This is a genomic window from Gallaecimonas sp. GXIMD4217 (assembly GCF_038087665.1).
Classification (GTDB): Bacteria; Pseudomonadota; Gammaproteobacteria; order Enterobacterales; family Gallaecimonadaceae; genus Gallaecimonas.
On sequence record NZ_CP149925.1, the window covers coordinates 1,222,777 to 1,241,250 of the forward strand.

At 60.3% G+C, this 18,474-nt stretch carries 17 protein-coding genes; 10 read left to right on the forward strand and 7 right to left on the reverse strand.

Annotation, left to right across the window (positions count from 1 at the left end; genetic code table 11):
- Positions 1-124: 124 nt before the first annotated feature.
- Positions 125-520, forward strand: a complete 396-nt coding sequence (locus tag WDB71_RS06095) for a transposase (RefSeq protein ID WP_341504188.1) — start codon at positions 125-127, stop codon at positions 518-520.
- A 47-nt stretch (positions 521-567) separates the two neighbouring features.
- Here the strand turns inward: WDB71_RS06095 and WDB71_RS06100 are convergent, their stop codons facing one another.
- Together WDB71_RS06100 and WDB71_RS06105 are read right to left on the reverse strand one after the other, a co-directional pair.
- Entirely contained in the window at positions 568-1,026 is a 459-nt protein-coding gene (locus tag WDB71_RS06100; RefSeq protein ID WP_341503752.1) for a hypothetical protein, read from the reverse strand.
- A complete protein-coding gene (locus WDB71_RS06105) occupies positions 1,011-1,598 on the reverse strand; it encodes an RHS repeat-associated core domain-containing protein (RefSeq protein ID WP_341503753.1) in 588 nt (195 codons plus the stop codon). The genes WDB71_RS06100 and WDB71_RS06105 overlap by 16 nt, the downstream gene beginning before the upstream one ends.
- A gap of 256 nt (positions 1,599-1,854) precedes the next feature.
- Between WDB71_RS06105 and WDB71_RS06110 the strand changes: the two genes are divergently transcribed.
- The 4 genes from WDB71_RS06110 (at position 1,855) to WDB71_RS06125 (ending at position 6,059) form a co-directional block, all read left to right on the forward strand.
- Positions 1,855-2,499, forward strand: a complete 645-nt coding sequence (locus tag WDB71_RS06110) for an IS4 family transposase (protein WP_341503754.1) — start codon at positions 1,855-1,857, stop codon at positions 2,497-2,499.
- Positions 2,500-2,556: 57 nt separating this feature from the next.
- Positions 2,557-3,498 carry an IS5 family transposase gene (locus WDB71_RS06115; protein ID WP_341503442.1) on the forward strand — a complete coding sequence of 314 codons (942 nt, stop codon included), beginning with the start codon at positions 2,557-2,559 and terminating at the stop codon, positions 3,496-3,498.
- Between the two features lie 39 nt (positions 3,499-3,537).
- Complete coding sequence (locus WDB71_RS06120; RefSeq protein ID WP_341503755.1) at positions 3,538-4,068, forward strand: transposase; 531 nt, start codon at positions 3,538-3,540, stop codon at positions 4,066-4,068.
- An 869-nt stretch (positions 4,069-4,937) separates the two neighbouring features.
- Positions 4,938-6,059 carry an IS4 family transposase gene (locus WDB71_RS06125; RefSeq protein ID WP_341501166.1) on the forward strand — a complete coding sequence of 374 codons (1,122 nt, stop codon included), beginning with the start codon at positions 4,938-4,940 and terminating at the stop codon, positions 6,057-6,059.
- Positions 6,060-6,261: 202 nt separating this feature from the next.
- Here WDB71_RS06125 and WDB71_RS06130 read toward each other — a convergent pair whose 3' ends face one another.
- The 5 genes from WDB71_RS06130 to ubiG form a co-directional block, all read right to left on the reverse strand.
- The gene (locus WDB71_RS06130; RefSeq protein WP_341503756.1) at positions 6,262-6,477 is read right to left on the reverse strand and encodes a hypothetical protein; all 216 of its coding nucleotides are present in this window, start codon (positions 6,475-6,477) and stop codon (positions 6,262-6,264) included.
- A 161-nt stretch (positions 6,478-6,638) separates the two neighbouring features.
- The gene (gene nrdB / locus WDB71_RS06135) at positions 6,639-7,769 is read right to left on the reverse strand and encodes a class Ia ribonucleoside-diphosphate reductase subunit beta (RefSeq protein WP_341503757.1); all 1,131 of its coding nucleotides are present in this window, start codon (positions 7,767-7,769) and stop codon (positions 6,639-6,641) included.
- A 44-nt stretch (positions 7,770-7,813) separates the two neighbouring features.
- Positions 7,814-10,129 (reverse strand): class 1a ribonucleoside-diphosphate reductase subunit alpha, encoded by a 2,316-nt coding sequence (nrdA, locus tag WDB71_RS06140; protein WP_341503758.1) that lies wholly within the window; start codon positions 10,127-10,129, stop codon positions 7,814-7,816.
- 285 nt (positions 10,130-10,414) lie between these two features.
- Positions 10,415-11,071, reverse strand: coding sequence for an HAD-IA family hydrolase (locus WDB71_RS06145; protein ID WP_341503759.1), 657 nt, complete (start codon positions 11,069-11,071; stop codon positions 10,415-10,417).
- Positions 11,072-11,082: 11 nt separating this feature from the next.
- Positions 11,083-11,742: a bifunctional 2-polyprenyl-6-hydroxyphenol methylase/3-demethylubiquinol 3-O-methyltransferase UbiG gene (ubiG, locus tag WDB71_RS06150; protein ID WP_341504189.1), complete on the reverse strand. Its 660-nt coding sequence runs from the start codon at positions 11,740-11,742 to the stop codon at positions 11,083-11,085.
- A gap of 255 nt (positions 11,743-11,997) precedes the next feature.
- Between ubiG and gyrA the strand changes: the two genes are divergently transcribed.
- Genes gyrA through cmk form a run of 5 tightly spaced genes read left to right on the forward strand, consistent with a single transcriptional unit; the run spans position 11,998 to position 18,385 of the window.
- Positions 11,998-14,583, forward strand: a complete 2,586-nt coding sequence (gene gyrA, locus WDB71_RS06155) for a DNA topoisomerase (ATP-hydrolyzing) subunit A (RefSeq protein ID WP_341503760.1) — start codon at positions 11,998-12,000, stop codon at positions 14,581-14,583.
- Between the two features lie 45 nt (positions 14,584-14,628).
- The gene (gene serC, locus WDB71_RS06160) at positions 14,629-15,702 is read left to right on the forward strand and encodes a 3-phosphoserine/phosphohydroxythreonine transaminase (protein ID WP_341503761.1); all 1,074 of its coding nucleotides are present in this window, start codon (positions 14,629-14,631) and stop codon (positions 15,700-15,702) included.
- Positions 15,695-16,330: a chorismate mutase gene (locus WDB71_RS06165; protein WP_341503762.1), complete on the forward strand. Its 636-nt coding sequence runs from the start codon at positions 15,695-15,697 to the stop codon at positions 16,328-16,330. Before serC ends, WDB71_RS06165 begins: the two co-directional genes overlap by 8 nt.
- A gap of 22 nt (positions 16,331-16,352) precedes the next feature.
- A complete protein-coding gene (gene aroA, locus WDB71_RS06170; protein ID WP_341503763.1) occupies positions 16,353-17,642 on the forward strand; it encodes a 3-phosphoshikimate 1-carboxyvinyltransferase in 1,290 nt (429 codons plus the stop codon).
- Between the two features lie 56 nt (positions 17,643-17,698).
- A complete protein-coding gene (gene cmk / locus WDB71_RS06175) occupies positions 17,699-18,385 on the forward strand; it encodes a (d)CMP kinase (protein WP_341503764.1) in 687 nt (228 codons plus the stop codon).
- Positions 18,386-18,474 lie beyond the last annotated feature (89 nt).

The window sequence follows — 18,474 nt, forward strand, 5'->3', positions numbered from 1 at the left end:
GACCCTATACAGGCAAAAAGGCAAAGGCCGGCAATCACTCACCCCGGATGGCAGTAAACAGCGGGCCGGACAGTCAATCAAGCATGCCCAAGGCGCCAAGGAGCCTTGGCTGCTGGCGTCCAACCTGCCGAAAGCCCGTCACCACAGCAAGCAGGTCGTCGCCATCTACCGGCAGCGCATGCAAATTGAAGAAGGCTTCCGGGACATGAAGTCTGCCCAACTCGGATTGGGCTTCGAGAACAGCAGAAGCACCAAGCCTGCTCGCATCTGTATCCTGCTGTTGCTCTCGACCCTGGCCTCGCTGGTGTTGGTGCTGCTCGGACTCACCATGACGGTAGGCAACCAGCACGGCCGCTTCCAGGCCAATACGGTGAAGAGCAAACGCGTGTTGTCTTTCCATACCCTGGGGCTTCGAGCCGTCAGCAAGCGCCTCAAGTTCACGAAAAGGCAGTGGCAAAAGGCCCTTGCTCACTACCGCGAGCTGCTACATGCAACAAGCTGTGAGCAGGCATGGAATTAATTTCGTGGGGATCCCTCAGGTTCTGACCCCTTTTATTCTTTTCACTATTAATTTTCATTAACAATGAAAATTACGCTTTCTTTTGTTTCAACAATGTTTTCATTAAGAAAGCAGTAGCCGCTCACACTATCACTTGCATTGCAAGCCCATTCATCATTCTCCTTTGGGATGATGTGGGCAGCGAATGACTTCTTTTTATCCTTGCAAAATATGTAGGCTTGATCGGATTTAAAATCAGCTGTTATCCAGAAAAATAAGGCAGCAAAGTCTGAACGCCCATGCTGATAATATAAATCTTTTACGCTGCTGGCTGGTGAGATGATGTATTGACAGTCAAACAGTTCGCCAATCACTTCATGATCAAAACCTTTTGTCGAGAGGACTGCCTCTTGGATATAAGAAAAGAATCTGTAGTTATACGAAAAAAGAACAATTAAAGATGAAATAATGAATAAAGTGGGTGCAACGACCCACCTAAGAATTTTCTTACTTATATTGCAGCGCATACACCAGCTCCAACCAAAAGAATAAGAGATGCAAATCCAGTGGCTCCCCCAAAGTTTGACATTGTTGCTTCTTCCATCCCTTCAACGGTCAATTCATCAATTTCGCTGTTAACTTTACCAAGCTCTATTGCACACTGCACTTTTTCTGCATTGCTATCGCTTTCATTGTATTTGTTAATAAGGCTTTCACGTTTCTGTAGTAGTGCTTGCATAGTTGGACTATTAATATGGCTTTTTATCTCTTCGCTAGCTTTTCCTACCCCAGCCCAACCCAACAAGTAGTCAAGACCACCTAATCCACCAACGGTAGCTAAGCAAAGTCCTATTTGTCCAGTAGGGTCAATTCGAAGTAGGGGATTATTTCCAACATACGTGTAAGTGTTGAGCCCTCCATTAAGTCCAATAGGATCACTCTGAACATACCGTCCTGTTGCTGCATCATAATCCCTATGCCAGTTCTGCCAGGTGGCGCTTTCCTTGTCCCAATATTGGCAGGGGAAGCCAATGTTGACTTGGCCAATGCCAATATTGAGGACGGAACGACTGAAGGTGTCGTTACGTGCTTCCCACACCACAGTCTGGCTTTGGTTGGTGACCTGCTCCGGGCGACCAAGGTGAATAAATGGGTTCTGACCCTGAGGCATCCCCACAAATAGTCTTTTAATTTCAGCTGGTTATCAATAATGGCGGGAACATTCATGGCGTTTGGTGATCAGATCAATCGCCAAAAATCACTAACCAAAAAACGCCATGAATGTACGCACTATCTTGACCAACATCGTGACGCTTGTCACACCCAAAATGCACAAAACTCGCCGAAAGGCCGTGATGGACTGTGTGTTGAGCCTGGCCGGTGGCAGCGCTGCCACGGTGACCAGCATCGGTCGCGGCATCGAGTCAAAAGCCTTCGAAAAACACAACATCAAGCGCGCCGATCGGCTGCTTTCAAATTCCCACTTGCAGCGAGAACAGCTGGTTGTCTATGCCGCCATCTGCCGGCTTTTCTGCTGTACCAAGCGCCCCGTGATCGCCGTCGATTGGTCGGATCTGGATAGGGTCAAAGGCCACTTCCTGCTGCGGGCGGCCATGACGCTGGATGGTCGCCCCATCACCCTCTACCAGGAAGTGCATCCGCTTAGCACCAAAGAGAAACCCGCCGTGCATGCGCGTTTTCTGTCCATCCTGTCGGCCATGCTGCCACCGGGTTGCCAGCCCATTATCGTCACCGATGCCGGCTTCAAGTCTCCCTGGTTCAGGCAGGTCGAGGCGCTTGGATGGCATTTTGTCGGGCGCGTTCGCAAACCCAATTTCTACTCACTTGACCAAGGCGACACCTGGCAGTGCATCAGCCACCTCTATGGCCAGGCTTCACAACGTCCCAAGCGATGCGATGGTCTGCTGGCCCGCTACAAGCCGTTCGCCTGCACCCTGACCCTGTACAGGGGCCTTGTTGACCAAATCGATGGAACTTAGTCGGAGCCGGGCGATCAGATCGGCCAATCCCAGCCGTAGAAGACAACCGCCATGGCCATGAAAGCCGCTCAAAGCAAGAACAAGAAGCCCAAGGCCAAGTACCGGGTCCGTAACTGGTCCCAATACAACGAAGCGCTGGTCAAGCGCGGCTCCCTGACCTTCTGGCTGGACGAGGCGGCCATCCGCAGCTGGCATAGCACCCAGCCCAACGGCAAGCGGGGCCGGGACCTGCATTACAGCGACCAAGCCATCACCACCGCACTGATGATCCAAGCAGTCTTCGGCTTGAGCCTGCGGGCGACGGAGGGCTTCATCAATTCGCTGTTCGAGTTGATGGGCCTGGAGCTCAGTTCGCCGGACTACAGCAGCATCAGCAAGCGGGCCAAGACGGTGACAGTGGATATCCGTCGCCCCAAGGGCCCGGTAGCGCACCTGGTGTTCGACGCCACCGGCCTCAAGGTCTACGGCGAAGGCGAATGGAAGGTGCGCAAGCACGGCAAGGAGAAACGCCGCAGCTGGCGTAAGCTGCACCTGGGTGTGGACGGCCAGGGTCACTGGCTCATCTGCGCCGAGCTGTCCTTGGACAATGTGGCCGACGGCCAGGTCCTAGCCCCTATGCTCAGGCCACTGCGCCGCCAGATAGGCAGCGTCTACGCTGACGGCGCCTACGACAGCCGGCAATGCTACGAGGAAATCGCCCACAAAAGCGCCCGCCCGCTCATACCGCCGCGAAGCAATGCCGGTTATTGGCAGGCAGGGCATCCCCGCAACGAGGCGGTGGCGGCACTCAAGGCCGGGGAGCTGGCAGAATGGAAGGTGGCGAGCGGCTACCACCGCCGCTCGATAGGGGAGACGGCGATGTGGCGGTTCAAGCAACTGACCGGCAACCGGCTACGACTGCGCGACTATAACGGCCAGGTTGGCGAGGCAATGGCCCGGGTTGCGGTGTTGAACAAAATGACGGCCTTGGGCATGCCGGTCAGTGACATGGTGCGCTGACCCCGGACGGTGTTGGGGCCCACTGGCCTTGGGGCTGAATTGATCAACAAGGCCCTGTACAGGCAAAAAGGCAAAGGCCGGCAATCACTCAACCCGGATGGCAGTAAACAGCGGGCCGGACAGTCAATCAAGCATGCCCAAGGCGCCAAGGAGCCTTGGCTGCTGGCGTCCAACCTGCCGAAAGCCCGTCACCATAGCAAGCAGGTCGTCGCCATCTATAGGCAGCGCATGCAAATTGAAGAAGGCTTCCGGGACATGAAGTCTGCCCAACTCGGATTGGGCTTCGAGAACAGCAGAAGCACCAAGCCTGCTCGCATCAGCATCCTGCTGTTGCTCTCGACCCTGGCCTCGCTGGTGTTGGTGCTGCTCGGACTCACCATGACGGTAGGCAATCAGCACGGCCGCTTCCAGGCCAACACGGTGAAGAAAAAACGCGCGTTGTCTTTCCATACCCTGGGACTTCGAGCCGTCAGCAAGGGCCTCAAATTCACGAAAAGGCAGTGGCAAAAAGCCCTCGTTCGCTACCGCGAGCTGCTACATGCAACAAGCTACGAGCAGGCATGGAATTAATTTTGTGGGGATCCCTCAGGTTCTGACCCCTTTTATAGTCTTGTCCCAGGTGTATGTGAAAACCTGAATAAATGGGTTCTGACCCCTTTTATACTGTAAAGCGACAGAAAGTAGGCAAAGAGCGCTCCCCCTAATCGCATCCAGCTCGCAGACAAGCTGCTCGCGTTCGCCAGCTAAAATGGGGCCACCGGCCCCATTTCTTAACGCGCTCACCCCTTCGGGTTCCCTCGGTTCCGTTCGCTTACCGCTGTACGTCACTGACGCGGTTCCCTCCGCGCAGTGACTCCCTCGGCGTCCTGCCTCGGTCCAGCTCACGCTCACTTCACCTCGGCTGCTCATAAGGGGCCAGACTTGGCCGCCTTGCGGCCATCAGCAGTGTAGGGTGGGTTAGCGAAGCGTAACCCACCGAATACCCAAGATAGTCATCTGACAAGCCTGAGTTGCTAGCCATCTGTGGCGGCTCATTCCGGCCATTAGGCGATGGTTGCATTGCACCGCCCAGGCACTTAATCTGGTGCTAATTCAGGGACGAGACCATAACCCGCCAGGGTGATATTGCAAAGATGCGATTACGCTGCAAATCCGTATCTCCATCCAATGATATCCCTTCCCGGCCTAGCATTACGCTCGTCTTGTCCCAGGCGTATGTGAAAACCTGAACAAATGGGTTCTGACCCTGAGGCATCCCCACGAATAGTCTTTTAATTTCAGCTGGTTATCAATAATGGCGGGAACATTCATGGCGTTTGGTGATCAGATCAATCGCCAAAAATCACTAACCAAAAAACGCCATGAATGTACGCACTATCTTGACCAACATCGTGACGCTTGTCACACCCAAAATGCACAAAACTCGCCGAAAGGCAGTGATGGACTGTGTGTTGAGCCTGGCCGGTGGCAGCGCTGCCACGGTGACCAGCATCGGTCGCGGCATCGAGTCGAAAGCCTTCGAGAAACACAACATCAAGCGCGCCGATCGGCTGCTTTCAAATTCCCACTTGCAGCGAGAACAGCTGGTTGTTTATGCCGCCATCTGCCGGCTTTTCTGCTGTACCAAGCGCCCCGTGATCGCCGTCGATTGGTCGGATCTGGATAGGGTCAAAGGCCACTTCCTGCTGCGGGCGGCCATGACGCTGGATGGTCGCCCCATCACCCTCTACCAGGAAGTGCATCCGCTTAGCACCAAAGAGAAACCCGCCGTGCATGCGCGTTTTCTGTCCATCCTGTCGGCCATGCTGCCACCGGGTTGCCAGCCCATTATCGTCACCGATGCCGGCTTCAAGTCTCCCTGGTTCAGGCAGGTCGAGGCGCTTGGATGGCATTTTGTCGGGCGCGTTCGCAAACCCAATTTCTACTCACTTGACCAAGGCGACACCTGGCAGTGCATCAGCCACCTCTATGGCCAGGCTTCACAACGTCCCAAGCGATGCGATGGTCTGCTGGCCCGCTACAAGCCGTTCGCCTGCACCCTGACCCTGTACAGGCAAAAAGGCAAAGGCCGGCAATCACTCAACCCGGATGGCAGTAAACAGCGGGCCGGACAGTCAATCAAGCATGCCCAAGGCGCCAAGGAGCCTTGGCTGCTGGCGTCCAACCTGCCGAAAGCCCGTCACCATAGCAAGCAGGTCGTCGCCATCTATAGGCAGCGCATGCAAATTGAAGAAGGCTTCCGGGACATGAAGTCTGCCCAACTCGGATTGGGCTTCGAGAACAGCAGAAGCACCAAGCCTGCTCGCATCAGCATCCTGCTGTTGCTCTCGACCCTGGCCTCGCTGGTGTTGGTGCTGCTCGGACTCACCATGACGGTAGGCAATCAGCACGGCCGCTTCCAGGCCAACACGGTGAAGAAAAAACGCGCGTTGTCTTTCCATACCCTGGGGCTTCGAGCCGTCAGCAAGGGCCTCAAATTCACGAAAAGGCAGTGGCAAAAAGCCCTCGTTCGCTACCGCGAGCTGCTACATGCAACAAGCTACGAGCAGGCATGGAATTAATTTTGTGGGGATCCCTCAGGTTCTGACCCCTTTTATTTCTTTTATTTCGCTGACCCCTTTTATTTCGTGCTTTTATTTCGAGCCTCACCCTGCCTCGGTCAAGATGGATGTCCTCTTCACTTTCTGCTGATCCAGTTACAAAGATTAAAAGCAAATGGAATGGATGGGGTTATATTTCTTTTAATGGCTATGAAATAGTCCATTAGTCTTTTGTTTTAAGGCACTGTATAGCCAACGCCCATATTTCTAGATGCACTAATCGGCCTTTTGCATCTGTTACTATTGCTTTCTCTTCTGGATCTTCGCTATCGAAAAATTCAAGGTATGTGAGCATGGATTCTTCTTCATCAAAAACATGTTCAGAGCCATCTTCAAGAAACCTGACCTTTATTGGGTATTCAGGTGTGTAATCTTCCATTGTCACCATCCGGTTCATACGGTCAATGTAACTTGATCATATTAAAATAAATAGGGTCCGATCCCTTATACTTGAATGCGAGAACTGAAGTCACCTGAAAAATCTGAATACTCAACAAAAACCCGGCCTAGGCCGGGTTTTTTTATCTTCACCAGAAACGCTTACAGGTCGAAGTCGTCCAGGTCGTCCAGGTCGACGTTGGCGTCGATCTGGCCCACCAGGTAGGAGCTGATCTCGGACTCCTGGGGCGCCACCTGGACGTTGTCCGACACCAGCCAGGCGTTGATCCAGGGGATGGGGTTGGAGGTGGTGCCGAAGGCCGGCTCCAGCCCCACGGCGGCCATGCGCACGTTGGTGATGTATTCCACGTACTGGCTGAGGATGGACTCGTTGAGGCCGATCATGGAGCCGTCCTTGAACAGGTACTTGGCCCAGGCCTTTTCCTGCTCGGCGGCGCGCCTGAACAGCTCCTCGCACTCGGCTTTGGAATCCAAGGCGATCTGCGCCCATTCGGCGCCTTCCTTGCCGTCGCGCATCAGGTTGAGGATGTGCTGGGTGCCGCTGAGGTGCAGGGCCTCGTCGCGGGCGATGAACTTGATGATCTTGGCATTGCCTTCCATCAGCTTGCGCTCGGCAAAGGCGAAGGAGCAGGCAAAGGAGACGTAGAAGCGGATGGCCTCCAGGGCGTTGACGGCCATCATGCACAGGTACAGCTTCTTCTTGAGCACCGGCAGGGTGACGGTCATCTGCTCGCCGTCCACCATATGGGTGCCTTCGCCGTGCAGCTGCCACAGCTGGGTGTGCAGGATGAGGTCGTCGTAGTAGCCGGCGATTTCATCGGCGCGCTTCTGGATCTCCTCGTTGACCACGATGTCGTCGAACACCACGGACGGATCCGCCACTATGTTGCGGATGATGTGGGTGTAGGAGCGGGAGTGGATGGTCTCGGAGAAGGACCAGGTCTCGATCCAGGTTTCCAGCTCGGGGATGGATACCAGCGGCAGCAGGGCCACGTTGGGGCTGCGGCCCTGGATGGAGTCCAGCAGCGTCTGGTACTTCAGGTTCGACAGGAAGATGTGCTTCTCGTGCTCGGGCAGGGCGTTGAAGTCGACGCGGTCCTTGGACACGTCCACTTCTTCCGGGCGCCAGAAGAAGGACAGCTGCTTCTCGATGAGCTTTTCGAAGACTTCGTATTTCTGCTGGTCGTAGCGGGCCACGTTGACCGGCTGGCCGAAGAACATGGGTTCGGCCAGGGCATCATTGTTGATTCGACTGAAAGTGGTGTAACGCATCTTATCCTCAACGGTAAAAAGGGGCCTGGCGGCCCCTGATTTCCTTAAATCTTACAGGCACCGCCGGCGCAGCCGTCGTCTTCCTCGACCATCACTTCGGTCGCGCCTGTGCTGGCCTTGGCCTTGAGATCGGTCTGGGCGTCTGCCGCACCGTCACGGGTGTTGTGATAGTACAGGGTCTTCACGCCCAGCTTATAGGCGGTGAGCAGATCCTTGATCATGGTCTGCATGGGCACCTTGGAACCGGGGAACTTGGCCGGATCGTAGTTGGTGTTGGCGCTGATGGCCTGGTCCACGAACTTCTGCATGATGCCGACCAGCTGCAGGTAGCCGTCGTTGTTGGGGATGTCCCACAGCAGCTCGTAGGCGTCCTTGAGCTCCTCGTAGTCCGGCACCACCTGGCGCAGGATACCGTCCTTGGAGGCCTTGACCGAGATGTGGCCACGGGGCGGCTCGATGCCGTTGGTGGCGTTGGACATCTGGGAGCTGGTCTCGGACGGCATCAGCGCGGTCAGGGTGGAGTTGCGCAGGCCGTGCTCGACGATGTCCTTGCGCAGGCTCTCCCAGTCCAGGTGCAGCGGCTCATCGACAATCTTGTCCAGATCCTTCTTGTAGGTGTCGATGGGCAGCAGGCCCTTGGCGTAGGTGGTTTCGTCGAACATGGGGCAGGCGCCCCTTTCCTTGGCCAGCTCCATGGAGGCCTTCAGCAGGTAGTACTGGATGGCCTCGAAGGTCTTGTGGGTCAGGTTGTTGGCGGAGCCATCGGAGTAGCGCACGCCGTTCTTGGCCAGGTAGTAGGCGAAGTTGATCACGCCCACGCCCAAGGTGCGGCGACCCATGGTGGCGATGTGGGCGGCCTTGACCGGGTAGTCCTGGTAGTCCAGCAGGGCGTCCAGGGCACGCACGGCCAGCTCGCCCAGCTCTTCCAGCTCGGAAAGGTCGCTGATGGCGCCCAGGTTGAAGGCGCTCAGGGTGCAGAGGGCGATTTCGCCGGACTCGTCGTTGATGTCTTCCAGCGGCTTGGTCGGCAGGGCGATTTCCAGGCACAGGTTGGACTGGCGCACCGGCGCCACTTCGGGGTCGAAGGGGCTGTGGGTGTTGCAGTGGTCCACGTTCTGCACGTAGATGCGGCCGGTGGAGGCACGCTCGGACAGCAGCAGGGAGAACAGCTCCACGGCCTTGATGGTCTTCTTGCGGATGGACTCGTCCTGCTCGTACTTGGCGTACAGCTCCTCGAACTTGGCCTGGTCGGCGAAGAAGGCGTCGTACAGGCCCGGTACGTCGGAGGGGCTGAACAGGGTGATGTCGCCGCCCTTGATCAGGCGCTGGTACATCAGGCGGTTGATCTGCACGCCGTAGTCCATGTGGCGGACCCGGTTTTCCTCAACGCCGCGGTTGTTCTTCAGCACCAGCAGGGATTCCACTTCCAGGTGCCACATGGGGTAGAAGAGGGTGGCGGCACCGCCGCGCACGCCGCCCTGGGAGCAGGACTTCACCGCGGTCTGGAAGTGCTTGTAGAAGGGGATACAGCCGGTGTGGAAGGCCTCGCCGCCGCGGATGGGGCTGCCCAGGGCGCGCAGGCGGCCGGCATTGATGCCGATGCCCGCACGCTGGGAGACGTAACGGACGATGGCGGACGCGGTGGCGTTGATGGAATCCAGGGAGTCGCCGGTCTCGATCAGCACGCAGGAGCTGAACTGACGGGTCGGGGTGCGCACGCCGCTCATGATGGGCGTGGGCAGGGAGATCTTGAAGGTGGAGACGGCGTCGTAGAAGCGGCGCACGTAGTCCAGGCGGCTCTCACGGGGATAGCTGGCGAACAGGCAGGCGCCGACCAGCATGTACAGCATCTGGGCAGATTCGTAGATCTCGCCGGTGACGCGGTTCTGCACCAGGTACTTGCCTTCCAGCTGCTTGACCGCCGCGTAGGAGAAGTTGAGGTCGCGGCTGTGGTCGATGAAGCCATTCATGGCGTCGTAGTCGGCCTCACAGTAGTCCTCCAGCAGGTGCTCGGCGTACTTGCCCATGTCGACCATCTTCTTGACGTGAGCAAGCAGGTGCGGCGGCTCGAACTGGCCGTAGGCCTTCTTGCGCAGGTGGAAGATGGCCAGGCGGGCGGCCAGGTACTGGTAGTCCGGGGCTTCGTCGGAGATCAGATCGGCGGCGGCCTTGATCAGGGTCTCGTGGATGTCGGCGGTCTTGATGCCTTCGTAGAACTGGATCTGGGCACGCAGTTCCACTTGCGAGACCGAGACATTGTTGAGGCCTTCAGCAGCCCAGGTTACCACGCGGTGGATCTTGTCCAGGTCGATAGCTTCCTGTTGACCACAACGCTTGGTGACAAGGAGGTTTTGATTCATGAATGAATACCTTAGGTTGCGCTTTCCCTGTAGGCCCCCGGTAATGCTGGACCCGGATGGGCCTTGTGTGTCGACAGCCTGTGACACACAAGATGTGGGGTGTTTCTTTTGATGGGGTACAAGATAGTGAGGTTTGGTGGTCCTTGCAAGCCAATGGGCCTGTGGACAAATTGGGGGTATTTCGGGACGTTAGTGTTTACTCACCCAGGCCTGTTTTACCCCTTTGGATTTGCGAAAAAGCAAGCCTTGATTCTGCATTTGGAGATTTTTTTTGCTGGCGAATGCCTAGCCAGCCAGCTGACCGTTTTCGCACCAATCGAGCAGCTGCACCGGGTGTGCCAGCACCGCCTGGGCTGGCCACTTGGGGTGGCTGTCGTCCACATAACCCCAGCTGGCCACCAGGCCGGTCATGCCGGCGTCGCGGGCCGCTTCCATGTCGGTGACGGCGTCGCCCAGGTACAGGCAGTGCTCCGGGGCTACACCCAGCTGCCTGGCCGCGTGCAGCAGCGGCGAGGGGTGGGGCTTGCGCTCGGCCAGGGTGTCGCCGCAGACCAGGGCGGCGCAGGCGGCCAGCTCGGTGTAGTTGGGCAGGGCCGCCTCGGTGAGGTGGGTGACCTTGTTGGTGACGATGCCCCAGGGGATGCCGGCGCCGTCCAGGGTGGCGATGAGCTCGGCAACGCCCTGGAACAGGCGGGTCTCCAGGGCGATGTCGCGCAGGTAGGCGGCCCAGAAGGCCTCGCGCAGTGCCTGGCGCTCGAAGGCGCCCTCGCCGAAGGCCAGGGTCAGCAGGCTCTTGGTGCCGTGGGTGGCGTGGGGACGCACCGCCGCCAGGCTCAGCGGCGCGCGGCCGTGGTCGGCCAGCACTTCGTTGAGGGCCCGGCGCAGGTCCGGGGCCGTGTCCAGCAATGTGCCGTCGAGGTCGAAGAGGACTGCCTTGCTCATACTGCTCTCTTTTATGCGGGCTTGCGACAGGCCACCAGGTAGTTCACGTCTACCTTGTGGCTGCGTTCGAACTGGCCGGTGAGGGGGTTGAAGCTCAGGCCCACCGCCTTTTCGCAGATCAGGCCGGCCTTGTCGCACATGGCCATCAGTTCGCCGGGCTTGATGAACTTCTGGAATTCGTGGGTGCCCCTGGGCAGCCAGCGCATCACGGTTTCGGCGCCGAAGATGGCCAGCAGCCAGGCCTTGGGGGTGCGATTGAGGGTGGAGAACACCAGCGGCGCGCCGGGCTTGGCCAGGCGGGCGCAGGCGTCGATGACCGACTGGGGATCCGGCACGTGCTCCAGCATCTCCATGCAGGTGACCAGGTCGAACTGGCCGGGCCTTTCCTCGGCCAGGCCCTCGGCGGTGATCTGCCGGTAGTCGAGTTTGACGCCCATCTGTTCGGCGTGCAGGCGGGCCACCTTCAGGGGCTCGGCGCCCATGTCGATGCCGGTGACCTCGGCGCCCAGGCGGGCCATGCTCTCGGCCAGGATGCCGCCGCCGCAGCCCACGTCCACGGTGACCTTGCCGGCCAGGCCCTCGGCCCTTTCTTCCACAAAGGCCAGGCGCAGGGGGTTGATCTGGTGCAGGGGCTTGAACTCCCCCTCCAGATCCCACCAGCTGTGGGCCATGGCTTCGAATTTGGCGATCTCCGCCTGGTCAACATTGTCGGTCACGTGCAACTTCCCGGTTCAGGGGGCCCTAAGGGGGCCTTTGTACAAACTTGAGGGGCCATTATAGCGCCGTGGCGCCACCCTGGTAGTTTTTCCGACCCCGCCACAAGGGCTTCAGCTCAGGTGGTTTTCATGGTCAAAAGGTGCCGTTATGGTAATATGACTCTCCTTTAGTGGATGAATTTCGCAAAATCGAAATAGGGACGACCTTCCATGAGCGATCTGGCCAGAGAAATTGTGCCAGTCAACATCGAGGACGAGCTGAAGAGCTCCTACCTGGATTACGCCATGAGTGTCATCGTCGGCCGGGCCCTGCCTGACGTCCGCGATGGTCTCAAGCCCGTGCACAGGCGTGTGCTTTTCGCCATGCACGAGCTGGGCAACGACTGGAACAAACCTTACAAGAAATCGGCCCGTGTTGTCGGTGACGTGATCGGTAAATATCACCCCCATGGTGACTCCGCGGTCTACGACACCATTGTCCGCATGGCCCAGCCTTTCTCCATGCGCTACACCCTGGTCGACGGTCAGGGCAACTTCGGCTCCGTCGACGGCGACTCCGCCGCCGCCATGCGTTATACGGAAGTGCGCATGGACAAGATCGCCCACGAGCTGCTGGCCGATCTGGAAAAGGAAACCGTGGACTACGTGCCCAACTACGACGGCACGGAGCAGATCCCCGAGGTGCTGCCCACCAAGGTGCCGAACCTGCTGGTCAACGGCTCCGCCGGTATTGCCGTGGGCATGGCCACCAACATCCCGCCCCATAACCTGAGGGAAGTGGTCGGTGGCTGTGTGGCGCTGATCGACAATCCCGAGCTGGATATCGACGGCCTGATGGAATACATCCCGGGCCCGGATTTCCCGACCCAGGGCATCATCAACGGCCGCCAGGGCATCATCGACGCCTACAAGACCGGTCGCGGCAAGATCTACATCCGCGCCAAGGCCGAGGTCGAGACCAATGAAGACAATGGTCGCGACACCATCATCATCACCGAGATCCCCTACCAGGTGAACAAGGCCAGGCTGATCGAGAAGATCGCCGAACTGGTCAAGGAAAAGAAGGTAGAAGGCATCTCCGCCCTGCGCGACGAGTCCGACAAGGACGGCATGCGCGTGGTCATCGAGCTCAAGCGCGGTGAAGCCGGCGAAGTGGTGCTCAACAAGCTGTACGCCCTGACCCAGCTGCAGACCGTGTTCGGTATCAACATGGTGGCCCTGGACGAAGGCCAGCCGCGCATCTTCAACCTCAAGGATGCCCTGGAGTGCTTCATCAACCACCGCCGCGAGGTGGTGACCCGCAGGACCATTTTCGAACTGCGCAAGGCCCGCGAGCGCGCCCACATCCTGGAGGGCCTGGCCATCGCCCTGGCCAACATCGACCCGGTCATCGAGCTGATCCGTCGCTCCCCGACCCCGGCCGAAGCCAAGGCCGGCCTGGTCAGCACCCCCTGGGAGCTGGGCAACGTGGCGGCCATGCTGGAAGGCGCCGGTGTCCATGCCGCCCGTCCCGAGGGCCTGGAAGCCGAGTTCGGCATCCGCGACGGCAAGTACTTCCTGACCGAGGTACAGGCCCAGGCCATCCTGGATCTGCGCCTGCACAAGCTGACCGGTCTCGAGCACGAGAAGATCCTCGACGAGTACAAGGGCCTGCTGGACATCATCAAGGAGCTGCTGCACATCCTGGGCAGCCCGGTGCGCCTGATGGAAGTGATCCGCGAGGAGCTGGTGATGGTTGCCGAGCAGTTCGGCGACGACCGCAAGACCGAGATCAGCAACGCCAGCCACGACATTTCCATCGAAGATCTGATCAACGAGGAAGACGTGGTGGTGACCCTGTCCCACGAGGGTTACGTCAAGTACCAGCCCCTGTCCGACTACGAGGCTCAGCGCCGCGGCGGCAAGGGCAAGTCCGCCACCAAGATGAAGGACGAGGACTTCGTGGAGCGCCTGCTGGTGGCCAACACCCACGACACCATCCTCTGCTTCTCCAGCCGTGGCCGCCTGTACTGGCTCAAGGTGTATCAGCTGCCCCTGGCCAGCCGCGCCGCCCGTGGCCGCCCCATCATCAACCTGCTGCCCCTGGAAGAGGACGAGCGCATCACCGCCATACTGCCGGTGCGCGAGTACGAGGAAGGCAAGTTCATCTTCATGGCCACCGCCAACGGTACCGTCAAGAAGACCGCCCTTACCGAGTACAGCCGTCCCCGCTCCAGCGGCATCATCGCCGTCAACCTCAACGAGGGTGACAGCCTGATCGGCGTGACCCTCACCGACGGCAACTCCGAGGTGATGCTGTTCTCCGACGAAGGCAAGGTGGTGCGCTTCGAGGAAGGCCAGGTTCGCGCCATGGGCCGCGGTGCCACCGGCGTGCGCGGCATCAACCTGGAAGACGACCAGAAGGTGGTCTCCATGGTGGTGCCCCAGGGCGAGGGCGATATCCTTACCGTCACCGAGAACGGCTACGGCAAGCGCACCAGCCTGGAGGAATACCCGACCAAGAGCCGGGCCACCAAGGGCGTGGTCTCCATCAAGGTCAGCGAGCGCAACGGCAAGGTGGTCGGCGCCGTCCAGGTGGAGGAAAGCGACGAGATCATGCTGATCTCCAACAAGGCCACCCTGGTCCGCACCCGGGTCAGCGAGGTCTCCCTGGTGGGTCGTAACACCCAGGGCGTGACCATCATCCGCACCGGTAGCGACGAGTCCGTGGTGGGCCTGCAGCGCATCGCCGACGTGGACGAAGAAGACGTGATTGACGCTGACGGCGAGGCGCCGGCAGCAGACAATCAGGAGTAATAAGAGCGGCCTACGGGCCGCTTTTTGTTTATTACCAGGTAACTCATGAACAAGCTGTATAACTTTTGCGCCGGCCCGGCCATGCTGCCGCCGGCGGTGCTGAAACGGGCCCAGGACGAACTGGTCGATTGGCAGGGCCGGGGCGTCTCGGTCATGGAAGTGTCCCACCGGGACAAGCCGTTCCTGGCCACGGCCGCCAAGGCCGAGGCCGATCTGCGCCAGCTGATGGCCATTCCCGACAATTACAAGGTGCTGTTCCTGCAGGGCGGCGGCCGCAGCCAATTCAGCGCCGTGCCCCTGAACCTGCTCAAGGAAGGCGAGCAGGCCGATTACCTGATCACCGGCCAGTGGTCGCGCATGGCCTATGAAGAAGCCAGGCGCTTCCGCGACGTGGCCATCGCCGCCGAAATAGACATGGACGCCAGCCCCATCCGCCTGCCCACCGACATCCAGGTGCGCGACGGCGCCAGGTACCTGCATTACTGCCCCAACGAAACCGTGGACGGCATCGAGATGTTCGAGGAGCCCCAGGTGGACGTGCCGCTGGTGGCGGACATGTCCTCCTGCATCCTGTCCCGGCCCATGGACGTCAGCAAGTACGGCCTGATCTACGCCGGCGCCCAGAAGAACATCGGTCCTTCCGGCCTGGCCGTGGTCATCGTCCGCGAAGATCTGCTCCGTGACGATGTGGTGGTGCCCTGCATCTGGGACTATAAGCGCCAGGCCGACGAGAACTCCATGGTCAACACCCCGCCCACCTTCGCCTGGTACCTGGCCGGTGTGGTGTTCGAGTGGCTGCTGGAGCAGGGCGGCGTGGAGGCCATGGGCAGGCACAATGCTGCCAAGGCCGAGCTGCTTTACGGCGCCATAGACGGCTCCGACTTCTACCGGAACAAGGTCGACCCCGGCTGCCGCTCGCAGATGAACGTGGTCTGGCAGCTGGTGGACGACAGCCTCAACGAGGCCTTCCTGGCCGAGGCCGAAGCGCGTGGCCTGCTGGCCCTCAAGGGCCACCGCTTCGTCGGCGGCATGCGCGCCTCCATGTACAACGCCATGCCGCTGGCAGGTGCCCAGGCCCTGGTGGCCTTCATGGAGGATTTCGCCCGCCGCCATGGCTGAATCCCTGGATGAGCTGAGGGGGCGCATCGACGCCCTGGACCAACAACTGCTGGCGCTGATCAAGGCGCGCCGGCAGCTGGCCAGGACCATAGGCACCCTCAAGAGCGGCGCCATCTTTGCCCCGGAGCGGGAATACCAGCTGGTGGAGGCGCGCATCGACGAGGAGCCGGAACTGCCGGCCGATTTCGTGCGCCGCCTGTGCCGGGATCTCATCTCGTTGTGCCGGGGCAGCCAGGGTCGCTTCCAGGTGGCCATCCAAGCCGGCCAGGAGGGCCTGCTCCATGCCCTGCTGGGCCAGGCCACCGGAGCCCACTGCTGCGCCGATCCCCTTGAGGCGCTTGCCGCCGGCCAGGCCCAGGCGGCGCTGCTGGCCGGCAACCTGCCGGAGGAACTGCAGGGCATGCAGCCCGTCGCCCTGGCCCGCCAGGGCGACGATTATCTTTATCTGCTGACCCCCCAGGGTGCCCGCGCCGGCAGCCATATCATTGGCCGTGGCCCTAAGCCGGCCGAAGCAGAAAACCTGGGTAACGGCTATTGGCTCGAGGCCGCCGGCCATGGTAAAGATGAGGGTTCGCGGCCGGATGGACATCCGTATTGGCCCCTGAGCCTCTGGCCTCTTTCCCTGTAGCCCAAGATCTGATCACAGCGCCATGCAGAAACTGACCCTAGACCCCCGAAGTGACGCCCGGGGCGAGCTTGCCGTTCCCGGCTCCAAGTCCCTGTCCAACCGCGCCCTGCTGCTGGCGGCCATGGCCGACGGCCAGACCCGCCTCGACAACCTGCTCGATGCCGACGACATCCGCCATATGCGCCATGCCCTGGGCGCCCTGGGCATGCCGGTGGCGGTCGAAGGAGAGCAGGCCCTGGTGAGCGGCCCCTGGCGCCCCCAGAGCCCGAGCCAGCCGCTGTTCCTCGGTAATGCCGGCACCGCCATGCGGCCTTTGGCGGCGGCCCTGGCCCTGACCCCGGGGGAATACGAGCTGACCGGGGAGCCGCGCATGTACGAGCGGCCCATCGGCGATCTGGTGGAGGCGCTGCGCCAGCTGGGGGCGGACATCCACTACCTGGGCGAGCAGGGCTATCCGCCGCTGCGCATTCACGGCAAGCGCCTCAAGGGCGGCCTGGTCCGGGTCAGTGGTGCCCTGTCCAGCCAGTTCCTGTCGGCCCTGCTGATGGCGGCGCCGCTGTGCGAGGGCGAGGTGACCATAGAGGTGACCGGCGAGCTGGTGTCCAAGCCCTATGTGGCGCTGACCCTGGGGCTGATGGCCCTCTTCGGCGTGGAGGTGGCGCGGCCCAGCGAGGCGCGCTTCGTGATCCCGGCCGGCAGTGCCTACCGGAGCCCGGGCCGTTACCTGGTCGAAGGGGATGCCTCCTCGGCCTCCTATTTCCTGGCCGCCGGCGCCATCGCCGGCGAGGTGCGCCTCAAGGGCATCTACCAAGGCATGCTCCAGGGCGACGTGGCCTTTGCCGAGGCCCTGGCGGCCATGGGCGCCGAGGTGAGCTGGGAGGAAGACGCCGTCACCGTCAAAAAGGGCCGGCTCAAGGGCATCGACATCGACGCCAATGCCATTCCGGACGCGGCCATGACCCTGGCCACCACGGCGCTGTTTGCCGAGGGCGACACGGTGATCCGCAACATCTACAACTGGCGCCTCAAGGAAACCGACCGCCTGGCCGCCATGGCCGCCGAGCTTGCCAAGGTGGGCGCCGAGGTGGAAGAGGGCAGGGACTTTATCCGCATCCGGCCACCGAAAGTGCTTCGCCACGGTGAGATCGAAACCTACAACGACCACCGCATGGCCATGTGTTTTGCCCTCTGCGCCTTCGGCGAGGCGGGCATCACCATCCTGGATCCGGACTGCACCCACAAGACCTTCCCGGACTTCTTCGAGCGTTTCGAGGCGATCAGTTCAGGAAAGGGAAACAAAAATCCCCTATAATGCCGCCCCGACGCCTGCCGGCCCGGAGCCGGCATCCGTAATTTTGGGAGGAAACTATGGCGGAAAACGTCCCTGTCATCACCGTTGATGGACCCAGCGGTGTGGGCAAAGGCACCCTCTGTCAGCACCTGGCCAACCGCCTGGGCTGGCACCTGCTCGACTCCGGTGCCATCTACCGGGTACTGGCCCTGGCCGCCCTGCACCACGAGGTGCCGGTCGACGACGAAGAGGCCCTGGTACCCCTGGCTGCCCATCTGGACGTGCAGTTTCTCAGCCAAGACGGCGAGATCCAGGTGATCCTGGAAGGCGAAGACGTCAGCCGCAGCATCCGCACCCAGGACGTGGCCAATGCCGCCTCCAAGGTGGCAGCCCTGCCCCGGGTCCGCGAGGCCCTGCTGCGCCGTCAGCGCGCCTTCAAGGCGGCCCCCGGCCTGGTGGCCGACGGTCGCGACATGGGCACTGTGGTGTTCACCAAGGCCCCGGTCAAACTGTTCCTGACCGCCAGCGCCGAAGTGCGGGCCCAGCGCCGCTTCGATCAGTTGCTGGCATCCGGGCAGGATGTTAATATTGATCGTCTTTTAACCGAGATCCGTGAGCGTGACGAGCGCGATAGCAATCGCACCGTGGCGCCACTCAAGCCGGCCGAGGACGCTGTGGTCATCGACACCAGTGAACTCAACATCGAGCAGGTGCTCGAGTCGGCCTGGCAAACGGTCAGCGCCCGCATCCCGGGCCTGGCGTAAACTGGTTTCTGCTTCAGGGACGGAGCGGAAGAAACTAACAACCCCGTGTCGGCCGGATTGCCACATGGTTTTGTTTATTTAAGACATAG